The sequence below is a fragment of the Sphingobium yanoikuyae genome (genome assembly GCF_013001025.1).
Lineage (GTDB): Bacteria > Pseudomonadota > Alphaproteobacteria > Sphingomonadales > Sphingomonadaceae > Sphingobium > Sphingobium yanoikuyae_A.
The window spans coordinates 5,218,255-5,232,360 of sequence record NZ_CP053021.1; the positions used below are offsets into that span (position 1 = coordinate 5,218,255).

The 14,106-nt window shown below is 64.2% G+C and carries 18 protein-coding genes; 9 read left to right on the forward strand and 9 right to left on the reverse strand.

Translation table 11 applies throughout. The annotated features are described in order from the left end of the window. The first annotated feature begins 23 nt into the window (after window positions 1–23). The 4 genes from HH800_RS25180 to HH800_RS25195 all read left to right on the forward strand — a co-directional run bounded on the left by HH800_RS25180 (window position 24) and on the right by HH800_RS25195 (window position 2,666). The gene (locus HH800_RS25180; protein ID WP_010335623.1) at window positions 24–236 is read left to right on the forward strand and encodes a hypothetical protein; all 213 of its coding nucleotides are present in this window, start codon (window positions 24–26) and stop codon (window positions 234–236) included. After that, window positions 223–897 (forward strand): peptide-methionine (S)-S-oxide reductase MsrA, encoded by a 675-nt coding sequence (gene msrA / locus HH800_RS25185; protein ID WP_169863128.1) that lies wholly within the window; start codon window positions 223–225, stop codon window positions 895–897. The genes HH800_RS25180 and msrA overlap by 14 nt, the downstream gene beginning before the upstream one ends. A gap of 85 nt (window positions 898–982) precedes the next feature. Beyond that, window positions 983–2,101 (forward strand): zinc-binding dehydrogenase, encoded by a 1,119-nt coding sequence (locus HH800_RS25190; RefSeq protein ID WP_169863130.1) that lies wholly within the window; start codon window positions 983–985, stop codon window positions 2,099–2,101. A gap of 37 nt (window positions 2,102–2,138) precedes the next feature. Next, window positions 2,139–2,666, forward strand: a complete 528-nt coding sequence (locus HH800_RS25195; RefSeq protein WP_169863132.1) for a GNAT family N-acetyltransferase — start codon at window positions 2,139–2,141, stop codon at window positions 2,664–2,666. Window positions 2,667–2,746: 80 nt separating this feature from the next. On the opposite strand, the gene infC is transcribed toward HH800_RS25195, so the two are convergent. Then, window positions 2,747–3,280: a translation initiation factor IF-3 gene (infC, locus tag HH800_RS25200; RefSeq protein ID WP_029547879.1), complete on the reverse strand. Its 534-nt coding sequence runs from the start codon at window positions 3,278–3,280 to the stop codon at window positions 2,747–2,749. A 127-nt stretch (window positions 3,281–3,407) separates the two neighbouring features. Beyond that, window positions 3,408–5,390, reverse strand: a complete 1,983-nt coding sequence (gene thrS, locus HH800_RS25205) for a threonine--tRNA ligase (RefSeq protein WP_169863133.1) — start codon at window positions 5,388–5,390, stop codon at window positions 3,408–3,410. A gap of 170 nt (window positions 5,391–5,560) precedes the next feature. On the opposite strand from thrS, the gene HH800_RS25210 reads away from it, so the two are divergent. The 3 genes from HH800_RS25210 (at window position 5,561) to HH800_RS25220 (ending at window position 6,868) form a co-directional block, all read left to right on the forward strand. Further along, window positions 5,561–5,998, forward strand: a complete 438-nt coding sequence (locus tag HH800_RS25210) for an ExbD/TolR family protein (protein ID WP_169863134.1) — start codon at window positions 5,561–5,563, stop codon at window positions 5,996–5,998. A 94-nt stretch (window positions 5,999–6,092) separates the two neighbouring features. Beyond that, window positions 6,093–6,680 carry a hypothetical protein gene (locus tag HH800_RS25215; protein WP_004208911.1) on the forward strand — a complete coding sequence of 196 codons (588 nt, stop codon included), beginning with the start codon at window positions 6,093–6,095 and terminating at the stop codon, window positions 6,678–6,680. Then, on the forward strand, window positions 6,677–6,868 hold the full coding sequence (locus tag HH800_RS25220) for a helix-turn-helix transcriptional regulator (RefSeq protein ID WP_169863136.1): 192 nt from the start codon (window positions 6,677–6,679) through the stop codon (window positions 6,866–6,868). Before HH800_RS25215 ends, HH800_RS25220 begins: the two co-directional genes overlap by 4 nt. A gap of 1 nt (window position 6,869) precedes the next feature. Here HH800_RS25220 and HH800_RS25225 read toward each other — a convergent pair whose 3' ends face one another. Genes HH800_RS25225 through HH800_RS25255 form a run of 7 tightly spaced genes read right to left on the reverse strand, consistent with a single transcriptional unit; the run spans window position 6,870 to window position 12,401 of the window. Continuing rightward, window positions 6,870–7,235: a DsrE family protein gene (locus tag HH800_RS25225; RefSeq protein WP_169863138.1), complete on the reverse strand. Its 366-nt coding sequence runs from the start codon at window positions 7,233–7,235 to the stop codon at window positions 6,870–6,872. Continuing rightward, window positions 7,223–7,990 carry a HesA/MoeB/ThiF family protein gene (locus HH800_RS25230; RefSeq protein ID WP_169863140.1) on the reverse strand — a complete coding sequence of 256 codons (768 nt, stop codon included), beginning with the start codon at window positions 7,988–7,990 and terminating at the stop codon, window positions 7,223–7,225. Before HH800_RS25230 ends, HH800_RS25225 begins: the two co-directional genes overlap by 13 nt. Beyond that, on the reverse strand, window positions 7,987–8,391 hold the full coding sequence (locus HH800_RS25235) for a hypothetical protein (RefSeq protein ID WP_169863142.1): 405 nt from the start codon (window positions 8,389–8,391) through the stop codon (window positions 7,987–7,989). Before HH800_RS25235 ends, HH800_RS25230 begins: the two co-directional genes overlap by 4 nt. A gap of 5 nt (window positions 8,392–8,396) precedes the next feature. After that, window positions 8,397–8,852, reverse strand: a complete 456-nt coding sequence (gene dut / locus HH800_RS25240; RefSeq protein ID WP_004210314.1) for a dUTP diphosphatase — start codon at window positions 8,850–8,852, stop codon at window positions 8,397–8,399. Beyond that, window positions 8,827–10,071, reverse strand: coding sequence for a bifunctional phosphopantothenoylcysteine decarboxylase/phosphopantothenate--cysteine ligase CoaBC (gene coaBC, locus HH800_RS25245; RefSeq protein ID WP_169863144.1), 1,245 nt, complete (start codon window positions 10,069–10,071; stop codon window positions 8,827–8,829). Before coaBC ends, dut begins: the two co-directional genes overlap by 26 nt. 49 nt (window positions 10,072–10,120) lie before the next feature. Further along, entirely contained in the window at window positions 10,121–11,662 is a 1,542-nt protein-coding gene (gene ubiB / locus HH800_RS25250; protein ID WP_125985636.1) for a 2-polyprenylphenol 6-hydroxylase, read from the reverse strand. A gap of 7 nt (window positions 11,663–11,669) precedes the next feature. Further along, window positions 11,670–12,401, reverse strand: a complete 732-nt coding sequence (locus HH800_RS25255; RefSeq protein ID WP_010335632.1) for a class I SAM-dependent methyltransferase — start codon at window positions 12,399–12,401, stop codon at window positions 11,670–11,672. Window positions 12,402–12,581: 180 nt separating this feature from the next. On the opposite strand from HH800_RS25255, the gene mutM reads away from it, so the two are divergent. Continuing rightward, window positions 12,582–13,394: a bifunctional DNA-formamidopyrimidine glycosylase/DNA-(apurinic or apyrimidinic site) lyase gene (gene mutM, locus HH800_RS25260; protein WP_169863146.1), complete on the forward strand. Its 813-nt coding sequence runs from the start codon at window positions 12,582–12,584 to the stop codon at window positions 13,392–13,394. A gap of 117 nt (window positions 13,395–13,511) precedes the next feature. Then, the gene (gene rpsT, locus HH800_RS25265; RefSeq protein ID WP_010335635.1) at window positions 13,512–13,775 is read left to right on the forward strand and encodes a 30S ribosomal protein S20; all 264 of its coding nucleotides are present in this window, start codon (window positions 13,512–13,514) and stop codon (window positions 13,773–13,775) included. Window positions 13,776–14,106 lie beyond the last annotated feature (331 nt).

Below are 14,106 nucleotides of genomic sequence, written 5' to 3' on the forward strand. Positions count from 1 at the left end.
TGTTCAGACAGGGGCAAGGCGCAATGTCCTACCGGGCGACGATCGCGAAGATATCGCGACAGAAAGGCTTGGCCATGTTGGCGTTTTTGAAATCCGAACTGTTCTTCCGCTTCCTGGGTGGCTTTGCCATCGGGGCGGTCGCGATGTTCGCGCTTCAGCCCAATAACGAGCCGCCGGCGCTGACCTCGACCGCGATCGCGTCGACCGCGACCCCTGTCGGCAGTGCGGCGCTCTAAGGGCCTTTTCCTACTCCCCCTTGCGGCGCTCGCCGCCGCGTCTTCCCCATTGCATGCCGAACCTGCCGTCCCCGCGCCGATTCCGGCGCTGGATGCGCAGCCGACCCGATCGCTGGAAACCGCGATCTTCGCGGGCGGCTGCTATTGGGGCGTGGAGGGCGTCTTTTCCCATGTGAAGGGCGTCAGGCTCGTCGTGGCAGGGTTCGCCGGCGGCCCGCGCGACCGCAAGGTCGATTATGACATGGTCAGCGGCGGCGATACCGGTTTCGCCGAGTCGGTCCGGGTCACCTATGATCCGAAGCTAGTCAGCTATGGCACGCTGCTGCGCATCTTCTTCTCGGTCATCACCGATCCTACCACGCTCAATTATCAGCGGCCCGACAGCGGCACCCAATATCGCAGCGCGCTCTTCCCGCTCAATGCCGAGCAGGACAGGGCAGCGCGCGCCTATCTGGCGCAGTTGCAGAAAGCCGGGCTGTGGCGCGACCCGATCGTGACCAAGGTGGAGGCCTTCACCGGCTTCCAGGATGCCGGGGCCGATCATCAGGACTTCATGGCCCGCTATCCCTACCACCCCTATATCCAGCGCTGGGACATGCCCAAGCTCAAGGCGTTCCGCGCCATGTATCCCACGCTCTACCGCGTGGTTCCCGCCGCCTGATCGCGCCGGTGCTGGTCGATGGCGGTGTGGCAGGCTAAGCCCCAATCATCGCCGCCAATGTCATCGCCGCCAAGGGAGCCTCCTCATGTCCGACATCACCGGCCTGCACCTTCTCTCGACCCTCGCGCCCGATGGCCGCCTGACCGTGGCATTGGCAGAACAGACCCTGCCAGCGCCGACCGGATCTCAGGTCGTGTTGCGGGTCGAGGCGGCGCCGATCAATCCATCCGATCTCGGGTTGCTGCTGGGGTCGGCCGATGTCGAACATGCCGAATATGGCGATGGCTATCTGGTGGCGCAGATGCCCGAGGCGTCGATGCGCGTCATGGCCTCGCGCTTGGGTGAAGCGATGCCGGTCGGCAATGAAGGGGCGGGCACGGTGATCGCAGCAGGCGAAGCGCCGGAAGCGCAGGCGCTGCTCGGCAGGCGCGTCACCTGCGTGCCGGGCGGCATGTATGCCCAATATCGGCTGGTCGATGCACGTGCCTGCATGGTCTTGCCGGATGGCGCCACGGCGGAGCAGGGGGCATCGGCCTTCGTCAATCCGATGACGGCGCTCGGCTTCGTCGAAACCATGCGGGCGGAGGGGCACAAGGCGCTGGTCCATACCGCGGCGGCCTCCAACCTTGGCCAGATGCTCGTCAAAATCTGCCAGGCGGACGACATCCCGCTGGTCAATATCGTCCGCAGCCCGGCGCAGGTCGCCCTGCTGCGCGATTTGGGGGCGCGCCATGTGCTCGACAGCACGGCCGATGATTTTGCCGAACTGTTGGTCGCTGCGCTGACCGAAACGGGGGCGACCATCGCCTTCGATGCGATTGGCGGCGGATCGCTGGTCAGCCGGATATTGGGCGCGATGGAGCAGGTGGCGAGTGCGGGCGCTGTCTATAGCCGCTATGGCTCCGCCACCATGAAGCAGGCCTATATCTACGGCGCGCTCGACCTGTCGCCGACCTTGCTGACGCGCAGTTTCGGCTTCAGCTGGCGGGTCGGCGGCTGGCTGCTGACGCCCTTCCTGGCGCAGGCGGGGGCGGAAACGGTGGAGCGGATGCGCGCCCGCGTCCGCGACAATCTCACCGGCCTCTTCGCCAGCCACTATAAGGCGCGCCTGTCGCTCAGGGATGCGCTGACGCGCGACGCGGTGCTGGCCTATAATGCCCGCCGCACCGGCGAGAAATATCTGATCGTGCCGAACCCGGCCTGAGCCCTTATATGAACCCATCAAGGAGTGACCTGCGCCAATGACCATTCGGGATGCCAGCCCGGCCGATGCGCCGGCCATCGCGGCCATCTATAATGACGCGGTCGTCAACACGACGGCGATCTGGAACGAGCATCAGGTCGACGCCGCCAATCGCCGCGCCTGGCTGACGGAGCGGCAGGGGCAGGGCTATCCGGTGCTGGTCGCGGTCGATGCGCTGGGCGATGTGGTTGGCTATGCCGCCTTTGGCGACTGGCGCGCCTGGGATGGCTATCGCAACACGGTCGAACATTCGGTCTATGTCCGCGCCGATCAGCGTGGGGCGGGAATCGGCAAGACGCTGATGCTCGCCCTGATCGATCGCGCCCGCACGATCGGCAAACATGTCATGGTCGCGGGCATAGAGGCCGGCAATATCGGGTCGATCCGGTTGCACGAGCAACTGGGCTTCACCCAGGTCGGCCTGCTGCCGCAGGTCGGCATGAAATTCGGCCGATGGCTCGACCTGGCCTTCCTGCAACTGACACTGGATGCGCGCGCCACGCCTGACACGTCGTTGATCGACTAAGCCGCGCTCAAATGCGTATCGGGCGGAGTCTATCGCCAGACCCCGCCCGATACGCATGTTCTTCGATGTCGCCCCGCCGCTTATTTCGGCGAGAGCACCATCAGCATCTGGCGGCCTTCCATGCGCGGATAGGCTTCGACCTTGGCGATCTCGGCGACATTTTCCGCCACGCGCTGCAGTAGGTTCATGCCCAGCTGCTGGTGGCTGAGTTCGCGGCCACGGAAGCGCAGGGTGATCTTCACCTTGTCGCCATCGCCGATGAAATCATGGACCTTCTTCATCTTCGTATCATAATCATGATCGTCGATGTTCGGACGCATCTTGATCTCTTTGAGTTCCTGCGTCTTCTGGGTCTTGCGGGCGATGTTCGCCTTCTTCTGGGCCTCGTACTTGAACTTGCCGATGTCCAGGAACTTGCAGACTGGCGGATCGGCGTTGGGCGACACTTCGACCAGGTCCAGGCCAACGTCGGCGGCCTGTTCGATCGCCTCCTGCGTAAACATCACGCCCAGATTTTCGCCTTCGTCATCGATCACGCGCACCTTGGGCACGGTGATGAATTCGTTATACCGGGGGCCGGACTTCGGCGGCGGCGCCAGTGGGCGGCGCATCATCGGGGGACGTATAGCAGCTTCTCCTGAGTCTATTAAAACCGAGTGGCTCTTAGCGGCTTTTCTACAAAACCGAAAGGGGTGCGTGCCTCCGTCGTAACGGAATCACGCACCCTGTGGCATTGCTGCCTCAATCCATATCGGGTGCGCGACCTTCTTTTTCAAGGCGCGCAATCACTTCGCTCAGCGAAAGCATGGTCTGGCCATCCTTGCCCAGTTCGCGCAGCGCGACCGTGCCTTCTTCCGCCTCGCGGCGGCCGACGACCAGCAGGTTGGGCACCTTGCCCAGCGAATGTTCGCGCACCTTGTAGTTGATCTTCTCGTTGCGCACATCGGCTTCGGCGCGAATGCCGGCGGCACGCAGCTTCTCGACCACGTCCAGCGCATACGTATCCGCATCCGACACGATCGTCGCGACCACCGCCTGCACGGGGGCCAGCCACAGCGGGAACTTGCCGGCATAATGTTCGATCAGGATGCCGATGAAGCGCTCATAGCTGCCGAAGATCGCGCGGTGCAGCATCACCGGCCGGTGACGCTCGCCATCCTCGGCGATGTAGCTGGCGTCGAGCCGCTCGGGCAGCACGCGGTCCGACTGGATCGTGCCGACCTGCCAGGTGCGGCCGATCGCGTCAGTGAGGTGCCATTCCAGCTTGGGCGCATAGAAGGCGCCTTCGCCGGGCAGTTCTTCCCAGCCATATTCGGGCGTGTTGAGGCCGGCGGCGGCGACCGCGTTGCGCAGTTCCTCTTCCGCCTTGTCCCACATTTCCTCGGTGCCGAAGCGCTTTTCCGGGCGCAGCGCCAGCTTGATCGAGTAGGTGAAGCCGAAATCCCGGTAGATCCGGTCCGCCAGCGCACAGAAGGCGCGCACTTCCTCGACGATCTGGTCTTCGCGGCAGAAGATATGGGCGTCATCCTGGGTGAACTGGCGCACGCGCATCAGGCCGTGCAGCGCGCCATGCGGCTCGTTGCGGTGGCAGCAGCCATTTTCGTAGAAGCGTAAGGGCAGGTCGCGATAGCTCTTGATGCCCTGCTTGAAGATCAGGATGTGCGCCGGGCAGTTCATCGGCTTCAGCGCCATCCAGTCGACATCGTCCGACACCAGCGGGCCTTCGTCCGCCACATTCGGCACTTCGTCGGGGATGACGAACATATTCTCGCGATATTTGCCCCAATGGCCCGACTGCTCCCACTGGCGCGCGTCCATCACCTGCGGGGTCTTCACCTCGCGATAGCCGGCATCGTCGATCGCGCGGCGCATATAGGCTTCCAGCTCGCGCCAGATCAGATAGCCCTTGGGGTGCCAGAAGACGCTGCCATGTGCTTCCTGCTGCAGGTGGAACAGGTCCATCTCCGCGCCCAGCTTGCGATGGTCGCGCTTGCCCGCTTCCTCCAGCCGCGTCAGATGCTCGTTGAGCTGCTTCTTGTTGAGCCAGCCGGTGCCATAGATGCGGCTCAGCATCGCATTCTTCTGGTCGCCGCGCCAATAGGCGCCCGACACGCGGGTCAGCTTGAAGGCGGCCGGATCCAGCTTGCCGGTCGAGGCAAGGTGCGGGCCGCGGCACATGTCGTACCAGCCGTCGCCACTATGATAGACGGTCAGTTCCTCGCCCTGCGGCAGTTCGGCGGCCCATTGCGCCTTGAACGTCTCGCCGGCGGCTTCCCACTGAGCGATCAGCGTGTCGCGGGCGATCACTTCGCGGCGCAGCGGCTTGTTGGCGGCGATGATCTTGCGCATCTCCGCCTCGATCGCGGGCAGGTCTTCCTCGGTGAAAGGGCGATCCTTGGGCGCGAAATCATAATAGAAACCATCGTCGGTCGCCGGGCCGAAGGTGATCTGCGTGCCGGGGAACAGCGCCTGCACCGCTTCGGCCAGCACATGGGCGAAATCGTGGCGCGCCAGTTCCAGCGCGTCGGCCTCGTCCTTCGCCGTCACCAGCGCCAGCTGCGAATCCTGTTCCAGCGGGCGCATGATGTCGCGCAGCTCGCCGTCTACCTTTGCGGCGATCGCCGCCTTGGCCAGGCCCGGCCCGATCGCCGCTGCAATGTCCGCCGGAGTAGTGCCGGGCGCGACTTCACGCACGGAACCATCGGGCAGGGTGATCTTGAGCATGGCGGACACGGGGGGTCTTTCTGTGAAATGTTCAGGTTGCGCGGCCGAAAAAGCCGCGCCTTCCCCATAAATGGGCGGTCTGCCCTGTCAATAGAAGCCCTCTTGCCAAGAGTCACCCAGGGGCGCATGTTTTATGTGCTGATATATCATTATCAGCACAGGAGGGACTTATGGCTTTGAGCTTTGCAAAATCCCGTGGCGCGCCGGATGAAGCGCCGATGGGCGAGATGAACACGACGCCGCTGATCGACGTCATGCTCGTGCTGCTGATCATGTTCATCATCACCATCCCGATCCAGACCCACAGCGTGGGCATCAACCTGCCCCAGGCGCCGGTCGATACCAGCCTGCCCCAACCCGATCCGATCAAGAACAAGGTGACGATCGACGCATCGGGCGTGGTTCGCTGGAACGGCATGGCGGTCGATGCCCTGACGCTGCGCCGCTATCTCGCCCAGACGCTGGCTCTGCCGGTCGAGCCGGAACTGCAATTCCAGCCGGATGCTGCCGCCCGCTATCTGGTGGTCGACCAGACCCTGGCCGACATCCGCCGTTCCGGCGTCACCAAGCTCGGCTTTGTCGGTAATGAGCGCTATGGCCAGTTCTGACAAGGATACACGATAAAATGTAAAGGTAAGTTGACTCATTGCTTCCTGCTTCTGTAAAGGACACTTGACCCTTTCAGAGCAGGAGGCACGAGTCATGATCGCCCCGGAACCCATCCACCCCTTTCCCTGGCGCATCTGCGCGGCCGCCGCGCTGTTCACGGTGCTGATGGTCGCCGCTGCCGTCGCCGCCAATATTTTCACCATCAGCGGCAACGGCAAATTGCCGCTGATGGTGCCGGGCCTGCTGGCGCTGGGCTGGCTCATCTGGGAAGCGATGCGGCTGGCGCGGGGCGTGCCCGGATCGGCGATCGCCCGCTATATCGGCCGGGTCGTGCCGCTGATGATCGCCAATATCGTCACCGTGGTCGCGGCCATCACCATCCAGCGCGAATGGCATCCGGCGGGCATCTGGGCCGTGCTCGTCGCCTTGCTGCCGGCGCCGCCACTGATCGGCTTCATCTGGGCGATGGGACGCCTTCTGGTGGAGGAGAGCGACGAATATCTGCGCATGGTCCATGCCCGGCGCGCTCTGATCGCGGCCGGTTTCATGCTGGTGATCACCACCGTCTGGGGCCTACTCGAAGGATCGGGCCTTGCCCCCCATGCGCCCGCCTATGCCGCCTTCATCCTGTGGAACCTGGGCCTGTTGCTGGCGCCGATCCTGCCTGGTGGCCGCGCATGAAGAACCGGCTCAAGGTCTTGCGGGCGGAACGCGACTGGAACCAGAGCGATCTCGCCGCCCAGCTCGGCATTTCGCGCCAGAGCGTCAACGCGATCGAGACCGGCAAATATGACCCCTCGCTCCCGCTCGCCTTCCGCATCGCCGACCTGTTCGGTCTGAAGATCGAGGATATCTTCCTGCGCGACTGACTCAGGCGATCAGCAGCCGGGCTTCTGCGTCCATCTGTTGCAGGAAGGAGAGTGGGCCGCCGACTTCTACACTTGTGGGCAGGGTGTCGGCGGATAGCCCAGATAGTGCAAGGCCGCTCTGGCAGGCGATCATTGCGACGCCCATGTCCAGCGCTTCGTTCACCAATTCGGCGAGCGTAGGCAGGCCTGCCGCATGATGCGCATCATCCTGTGGTGCAGCCATTGGACGTGCTAATAGGCCGACGGCATCCAGTTGCAGGAACAGGCTGGCCGCGCCGCCTAACGCTGCCTGCGCCGTCGCGATCACCAATGCGCCGCGCAGTCGCTCCGCATCGGCCGTCATGACGACGATCCTCAGTGCGCGCATAGTTCCGCCGCGCAACCTGGGCAGGTCGGATCCTTGGGCACGGCCAGCGTGCGGAACCGCATCGCCAGCAGGTCCGCGATCAACAATTGCCCCGCCATGTCGGCGCCGAAGGGCACCAGCGCCCGGATCACCTCCAGCGCGGCCAGACTGCCCATCACCCCGGTCAGCGCGCCGATCACGCCGGTTTCCGAACAATTGCGCTCGGGCGCGTCGACCGGGCTGCCCACCAGGCAGCGATAGCAGGGCTTGTACTTCTCCCAGCCGCGATAGGTGGCGAGTTGTCCCTCGAACGGGCCGACCGCCGCCGACACCAGCGGCATGCGCAGCGCCTGCGCGGCATCGGCCACCACCAGCCGGGTGGCGAAACTGTCGCACCCGTCCAGCACGACGTCGGCCTCGCGCAGCAGCATCGCGGCATTGTCCGCATTGATACGCGCGTTGATCGGGATCAGCTTGATATCGGGATTGATCCGGGCGACCGCCGCCATCGCCGCTTCCGCTTTGGGCGTGCCGATCTCGGCGGTGCCGAACAATATCTGTCGCTGCAAATTGGACAGGGCGACGGCGTCATCGTCGATCACCCGGATCGTGCCGACGCCGGCGGCCGCCAGATAGAGGATGGCCGGACTGCCGATACCGCCCGCGCCGATCACCGCCACATCGGCCGACAGCAGCCTGGCCTGGCCGGCGCCGCCAATTTCCTTCAGCACGATATGGCGGGCATAGCGCTCCAGTTGGTCGTCGCTCAGCGTCACGGCGCATCCGACCAGAGGAAGCGTACCTGCGAGCGCATCCACACCGGTTCGGCCGAGCCGGTCTTGGGGAAGCTGCGGCCGAGCGAACTTAGAATGCGGTTACTGACGAATTTTTCCACGCCCGGGCAACTGGCATTGACAGGGGCGATCTTCATCAGCTTGCCGTCCCCGCTCAGCAGGAACAGCATGTCCATTTCCAGATATTGCGATCCCTGGCGATTGACCGCACCGCTGCACGCGCCACGCCGATAGAGCTTGGCGACCTCTTCGGACCATTGCGGCGAATTCTTGCGCCCCAGCCAGTCGGGAATTTCCGGTACTTCGCTCAGATCCTGCGGCATGGGTTGCGCAGCCTGCGGCGTGGCGGCGGCAAGCATCAGCGAAAGCAGTGGCGTCATCATGATGGTCACACTCCCGTAGAACCGAAGCCGCCCTGTCCCCGGACGGTATCATCGAGCATATCGACCTCGACGAAGCTCGCAAGCTGAACCGGCGCGACCACCAGTTGCGCGATGCGATCGCCCCGCTTGATCGGGAAGGGATCGGCGCCATGATTGATCAGCAGCACCTTGAGTTCGCCGCGATAATCGGCGTCGATCGTGCCGGGGGCGTTGGGCAGGGTGATGCCATGTTTCAGCGCCAGGCCGGACCGCGGCCGCACCTGAATCTCATAGCCTTCGGGGATAGCCAGCGCGAAACCGGTCGCGACCGGATGGCGATCGCCGGGGTTGAGGATGATCTCCTCGGCTGACACCACATCCATGCCGGCGGCGTGCGCGGTGGCATAGGCGGGGACGGGCAGGCCCTCGCCATTGGGCAGGCGCATGAGCTGGATATCAATCGGCGGCAGCGGAGAGGGCATTGGCAACCTTTTCGATGAGTTTGGTGGCGACATCGCTCTTGGCCATGGCGGCCCAGCTTTCGATGCCGGTGGATGTGACGATCTGGACGCTGTTGCTGTCGCCACCCATCACGTCGCCCGACACATCATTGGCGACGATCCAGTCGGCGCCCTTGCGGGTCAGCTTGGCCTGCGCATGTTCGGCGATCTTCTGCGTCTCGGCGGCAAAGCCGATCAGCAGGCGGGGGCGGCGGGCATGATGGCCCAGCGTTGCCAATATGTCGGGATTCTCGACCAGCGCGAGCGGCGCGGGCTGGCCGGAGCCATCCTTCTTCAGCTTCTGCTCGGCGGCGTCGGCGGTACGCCAGTCGGCGACGGCGGCAACCATGATCGCGACATCGGCGGGCAGCGCGTCCTCGACTGCGGCCAACATCTCGCATGCAGTCTCGACATCGATGCGGTCGACCCCTGCGGGCGTCGGCAGATGCACGGGGCCCGCCACTAAAGTCACCTTCGCCCCGGCACGCGCAGCGGCGGCGGCGATGGCAAAGCCCTGCTTGCCCGAAGACCGATTGGCGATGTAGCGCACCGGATCGATCGGCTCATGGGTCGGCCCGGCTGTCACCAATATATGCCGTCCGGTCAGCGGTTCATCTGCGCCCGCGAAATCAGGCTGAACCGCCAGCGGATCGGGCAGGGGAGGGGCAGCCAACAGGCGCCCGATTTCCGCCGCAATCGCTTCCGGCTCGGGCAGGCGGCCCTTGCCATATTCGCCGCAGGCCATCTCGCCATCGTCGGGCGTCATGATGTGGACGCCATCGGCATGGAGTTGCGCCAGGTTCCGCTGCGTTGCCTTGTGGTGCCACATGCGCACATTCATCGCCGGTACCGCCAGCACCGGCTTGTCGGTAGCGAGCAGGATGGTGGTGGCAAGATCATCGGCGATGCCCGCCGCCATCTTCGCCAGGATATTGGCGGTGGCCGGCGCGACGACGATCAGGTCCGCCTGCCGCGACAACTGGATATGGCCGATCTCGCGTTCCTCCTTGAGGTCGAACATGTCGCCATAGACATGATCCTCGGTCAGCACGCCCAGGCTCAGCGGCGTGACAAACTGCTGCGCGCTTTGGGTCAGCACCGCCCGCACGGCGATGCCGCGCTTGCGCAACTGGCGCACCAGTTCCAGCGACTTATAGGCCGCAATGCCGCCGGAGACGATGAGAAGGACACGCTGGGTCATGGCCAACATTTGGTCGTGCGACCGGGACTTGTCCAGCCCGGTCGCCGACTTAGAAGAAGGTCGTGGCGGCGGCCATCGCCCCGGCGCCGATCGCCGCCGCCAGCAGCGCAACCAGCCCATAGCGCCAGCCGCCGCCCACCTGGATCAGCTTCACGTCGCCCAGCGGCAGCGGCGGCGGGGCACCGCCCTTTTCGGGGAAGGCGTCTTCGATGCGGCGGACCAGCGCCGGCAGCCGCTGAATCAGGCGCCAATTCTCGATCAGCGCATCAGCGGCCTTGGCTTCCGGCCCCAATTCGGTGCGCAGCCATTCCTTCACATAGGGGCCGCTCGTCTCCCACATGTTGATTTCGGGATCGAGCTGATGGGCGACGCCCTCGACCATCACCATCGTCTTCTGCAGCAGCAGCAGATGCGGCTGGGTCTGCATGTCGAAATCGCGGGTGATGGCGAACAGTCCGTCCAGCATACCGCCGACCGACAATTCGCTCGCCGGCTTGCCGCGCATCGGCTCGCCCACGGCGCGCAACGCGGTAGCGAACTCGTCGACATTATGATGGCCGGGCACATATTGCGCCTCGAAATGGATTTCGGCGACGCGCTTGTAGTTGCCGGTGATCAGGCCATAGAGAATCTCGGCCAGCCACATGCGGGCGCGCCGATCGATCCGGCCCATGATGCCGAAATCGATCGCGACGATGTCGCCATTGCCCTTCACGAACAAATTGCCCTGATGCATGTCCGCGTGGAAGAACCCCTCGGCGATCGCCTGGCGCAGGAAGGCGTTGACCAGTCGCGCGGCGATGTCTTTGAGGTCATGGCCGGCGGCGATCAGCGCATCGCGATCGGAGATCTTGATGCCGTCGATCCATTCCATCGTCATGACCTTGCCGGTCGTGCGATCCCAGTCGATGGCGGGAATGCGATAGCCGGGCATCGCTTCCATCGCTTCGGCCAGTTCCGATGCCGATGCCGCTTCGCGCCGCAGGTCCAGCTCGCGCGCGGTCCAGCGCTTCATATTGGCGATGACCAGGCGCGGGCGCAGGCGGGCGACTTCGCCGCCCAGCATCTCGACATGGGCGGCAGCCCATTCATAGGTCTGGATGTCGCGGTTGAACTGGTCGATCACGCCGGGCCGGATCACCTTGACCGCGACCTCACGGCCGTCGCTGGTAACGGCGCGATGGACCTGCGCGATTGACGCGGCTCCGACGGGCTGCTCGTCGAAGCGGGCATAGACCTGCTCCAGCGGCCGGCCGAAACTCTGCTCGACCTGCGCGCGGATCGTGTCGAACGGAACCGGGGGCAGGGCGTCCTGCAGCCGTAGCAAATCGTTCGCCGCTTCCTCGCCGACCAGGTCGGGGCGGGTCGCCAGCGTCTGGCCCAGCTTGATCGCCGCCGGGCCGATCGACTGGAACGCATCGGCATAGCGTGGCTGCTTGGGCACGCGCGCGCCAAAACGGGCAAGGCGCACCAGCCGGCGCACCGGCGTCGGCGTCAGCGGATCGCGTTCGATGCCAGTGAGGGCGCCATGGCGTGCGAGTGTCCGGCCCCATTTCAGGAGCCGCCAGATATGAGTCGCGTGGGTGGTCATGCGGGCGTCAGATCTTCCAGCCCGAATGGATCGCCACCAGCCCGCCCAGGATCGGCTCGACCTTGGTGTTCACGAAACCGGCGTCGCGGATCATGCCCTCGAACTTGGGCATGGGCGGGAAGCGGCGGATCGATTCGATCAGATAGCGATAGCTGTCGGCATCATTGGCGAACAGTTTGCCCAGCTGTGGCACCAGCTTGTGCGAATAGCTGTCATACACGTCGGAAAAGCCGGGCCAGGTGGTGGTCGAAAATTCCAGGCAGAAGAAACGGCCGCCAAACTTCAGCACGCGGTGAGCCTCGCGCAGCGCCATGTCGATATGGGTGACGTTGCGGATGCCGAAGGCGATCGTATAGGCGTCGAACTCCCGGTCGCCAAAGGTCAGCGTCTCGGCATTTTGTTCCGACCAGATGAGGCCCTCATAGCCCTTCTTCTGCGCCCGCTCGACGCCAACGGCCAGCATCTCGGGATTGATGTCGGACACGGTGATGTGCGCGCCCAGCTTGTGCATGCGAAAGGCGATGTCGCCGGTGCCGCCGGCCATGTCCAATATCTGTTCGCCCGGCTGCGGCTTCACTCGCTTGACGAACTGGTCCTTCCACAGCCGATGGGCGCCGCCCGACATGGCGTCGTTCATCAGGTCATATTTGGCGGCGACATTGGAGAATACGGCGCGGACCATGCCGGCCTTCTCGGCGGCATCGACGTCGCGATAGCCGAAAGATGCTGTTTCGCTCATGCGGTTCGCTCTAGAGCCTGATCGTGCCAGATGGAAGCGCTATGCGCGCTCACGCGATGCGGCGAATCCCGCTCTTGTGTGATTACGCAGTTTCAGCGTCAGTCCGGCGCGAAGGCATGGGTTGGGCGCTGGGTGTAAACGCCCCTGTCGTTCCGCTATCCGGCATCCTACATAGGGGCCATGCCAGAGCTTCCCGAAGTCGAAACCACCGTTTCCGGCCTGCGATCCGTCTTGCAGGGCGCGACCCTCACACGGGTCGAGCCGCGCCGCGCCGATCTGCGCTTCCCGATTCCGGTGGACCTGCGTCAGCGTATGACCGGCGCCACCGTCACGGGACTGTCGCGCCGGGCCAAATATGGCCTCATCGAAACCGATCGCGGCGACATGATGATCTTCCACCTCGGCATGTCGGGGCGATGGCGAATCGATCCGGCGGAAATCGGGGCGCATGACCATCTGTTGCTGGAGACGGGCAACGGGCATCTTCTCTCGCTCAACGACCCGCGCCGCTTCGGCTCGCTGGATCTGGTGCGCAGTGATGTCTGGCAGGGCTATGCCCCCTTCACCCGCATGGGGCCGGAGCCATTGGGGCCGGATTTCGACGCGGCCTATCTGGCGAAGGTGCTGGATGGCAAGGCGACGTCGATCAAGGCGGCGCTGCTCGACCAGCGCATCGTCGCGGGGCTGGGCAATATCTATGTATGCGAAGCGCTGAACATGGCGGGCATCGCCCCGACTCGAGCGGCGGGGCGCATCTCGAAGCCCCGGCTCGGCTCGCTGGTGGAGGCGATTCGCACGGTTCTGTCCGCCGCCATCGTCGCCGGCGGTTCCACCCTGCGCGATTATGCGCGGCCGGATGGCGAATTGGGCTATTTCTCCAACCAATGGCGAGTCTATGGGCGCGAGGGACAGATTTGTCCCTGTGGCGGCACCGTGCAACGCCGAGTCGATGGGGGGCGATCGACCTTCCATTGCCCCAAATGCCAGAAATAGCGGGGGGCTCGCTGGTTGACGGCACCCCGGAACAGCTGTAAGGGGCGCACCTTCACGAGGCTGGTTGGCGAATCCGACGGGCCTCTTCCCGAGATTTGATGAGAACCGAGGAATAGAATGGCCAATACGCCGCAAGCCAAGAAGCGCATCCGTCGCAATGAGCGTCGCGCCGCGATCAATGGCGCCCGCATCAGCCGGATCCGCACCCTGGTGAAGAAGGTGGAAGCCGCCATCCTCGCCGGTGACAAGGATGCTGCTGCGACCGCGCTTCAGACTGTCCAGCCCGAACTGGCCCGCGGCGTTGCCCGTGGCGTTCTGCACAAGAACACCGCCGCTCGTAAGTTCGGTCGTCTGACCAAGGCCGTCGGCGCGATCGCCTAAGCCTTACGTTAAGCTACCCGCTTATCTGAAAAGCCCGCTCCGGATCGCCGGAGCGGGCTTTTTCTGCTGGAGTCACGGAATAGTCATTTCCCTGACCCGCGAATTTCTCACGATTCGAGCCAGATCGCCAGAATCGTCGCCAAGTAATTCACTGAAAAATAGCCATAATTTGTGAATCTGCGGTTTTCTGCGGGATTCCCGAGTCAACGTCTTTATTTCAGTTTTTTGAAGCGACGCGCCCTTGATCCGGCGAAGCGGCCCTGTCTATTTTGATCCTCCGGCCGCTGATCGAATCACTTCCTGGCGGTCGTCATAATGTCAGTCGATGTAT

What these genes read in the sequence shown, in the direction of transcription:
- HH800_RS25180 (WP_010335623.1), top strand. Translation starts at nt 24, where the DNA reads ATGTCCTACCGGGCGACGATCGCGAAGATATCGCGACAGAAAGGCTTG.
- HH800_RS25190 (WP_169863130.1), top strand. Translation starts at nt 983, where the DNA reads ATGTCCGACATCACCGGCCTGCACCTTCTCTCGACCCTCGCGCCCGAT.
- HH800_RS25195 (WP_169863132.1), top strand. Translation starts at nt 2,139, where the DNA reads ATGACCATTCGGGATGCCAGCCCGGCCGATGCGCCGGCCATCGCGGCC.
- infC (WP_029547879.1), bottom strand. Translation starts at nt 3,280, where the DNA reads ATGATGCGCCGCCCACTGGCGCCGCCGCCGAAGTCCGGCCCCCGGTAT.
- thrS (WP_169863133.1), bottom strand. Translation starts at nt 5,390, where the DNA reads ATGCTCAAGATCACCCTGCCCGATGGTTCCGTGCGTGAAGTCGCGCCC.
- HH800_RS25210 (WP_169863134.1), top strand. Translation starts at nt 5,561, where the DNA reads ATGGCTTTGAGCTTTGCAAAATCCCGTGGCGCGCCGGATGAAGCGCCG.
- HH800_RS25215 (WP_004208911.1), top strand. Translation starts at nt 6,093, where the DNA reads ATGATCGCCCCGGAACCCATCCACCCCTTTCCCTGGCGCATCTGCGCG.
- HH800_RS25220 (WP_169863136.1), top strand. Translation starts at nt 6,677, where the DNA reads ATGAAGAACCGGCTCAAGGTCTTGCGGGCGGAACGCGACTGGAACCAG.
- HH800_RS25225 (WP_169863138.1), bottom strand. Translation starts at nt 7,235, where the DNA reads ATGCGCGCACTGAGGATCGTCGTCATGACGGCCGATGCGGAGCGACTG.
- HH800_RS25235 (WP_169863142.1), bottom strand. Translation starts at nt 8,391, where the DNA reads ATGATGACGCCACTGCTTTCGCTGATGCTTGCCGCCGCCACGCCGCAG.
- dut (WP_004210314.1), bottom strand. Translation starts at nt 8,852, where the DNA reads ATGCCCTCTCCGCTGCCGCCGATTGATATCCAGCTCATGCGCCTGCCC.
- coaBC (WP_169863144.1), bottom strand. Translation starts at nt 10,071, where the DNA reads ATGACCCAGCGTGTCCTTCTCATCGTCTCCGGCGGCATTGCGGCCTAT.
- ubiB (WP_125985636.1), bottom strand. Translation starts at nt 11,662, where the DNA reads ATGACCACCCACGCGACTCATATCTGGCGGCTCCTGAAATGGGGCCGG.
- HH800_RS25255 (WP_010335632.1), bottom strand. Translation starts at nt 12,401, where the DNA reads ATGAGCGAAACAGCATCTTTCGGCTATCGCGACGTCGATGCCGCCGAG.
- mutM (WP_169863146.1), top strand. Translation starts at nt 12,582, where the DNA reads ATGCCAGAGCTTCCCGAAGTCGAAACCACCGTTTCCGGCCTGCGATCC.
- rpsT (WP_010335635.1), top strand. Translation starts at nt 13,512, where the DNA reads ATGGCCAATACGCCGCAAGCCAAGAAGCGCATCCGTCGCAATGAGCGT.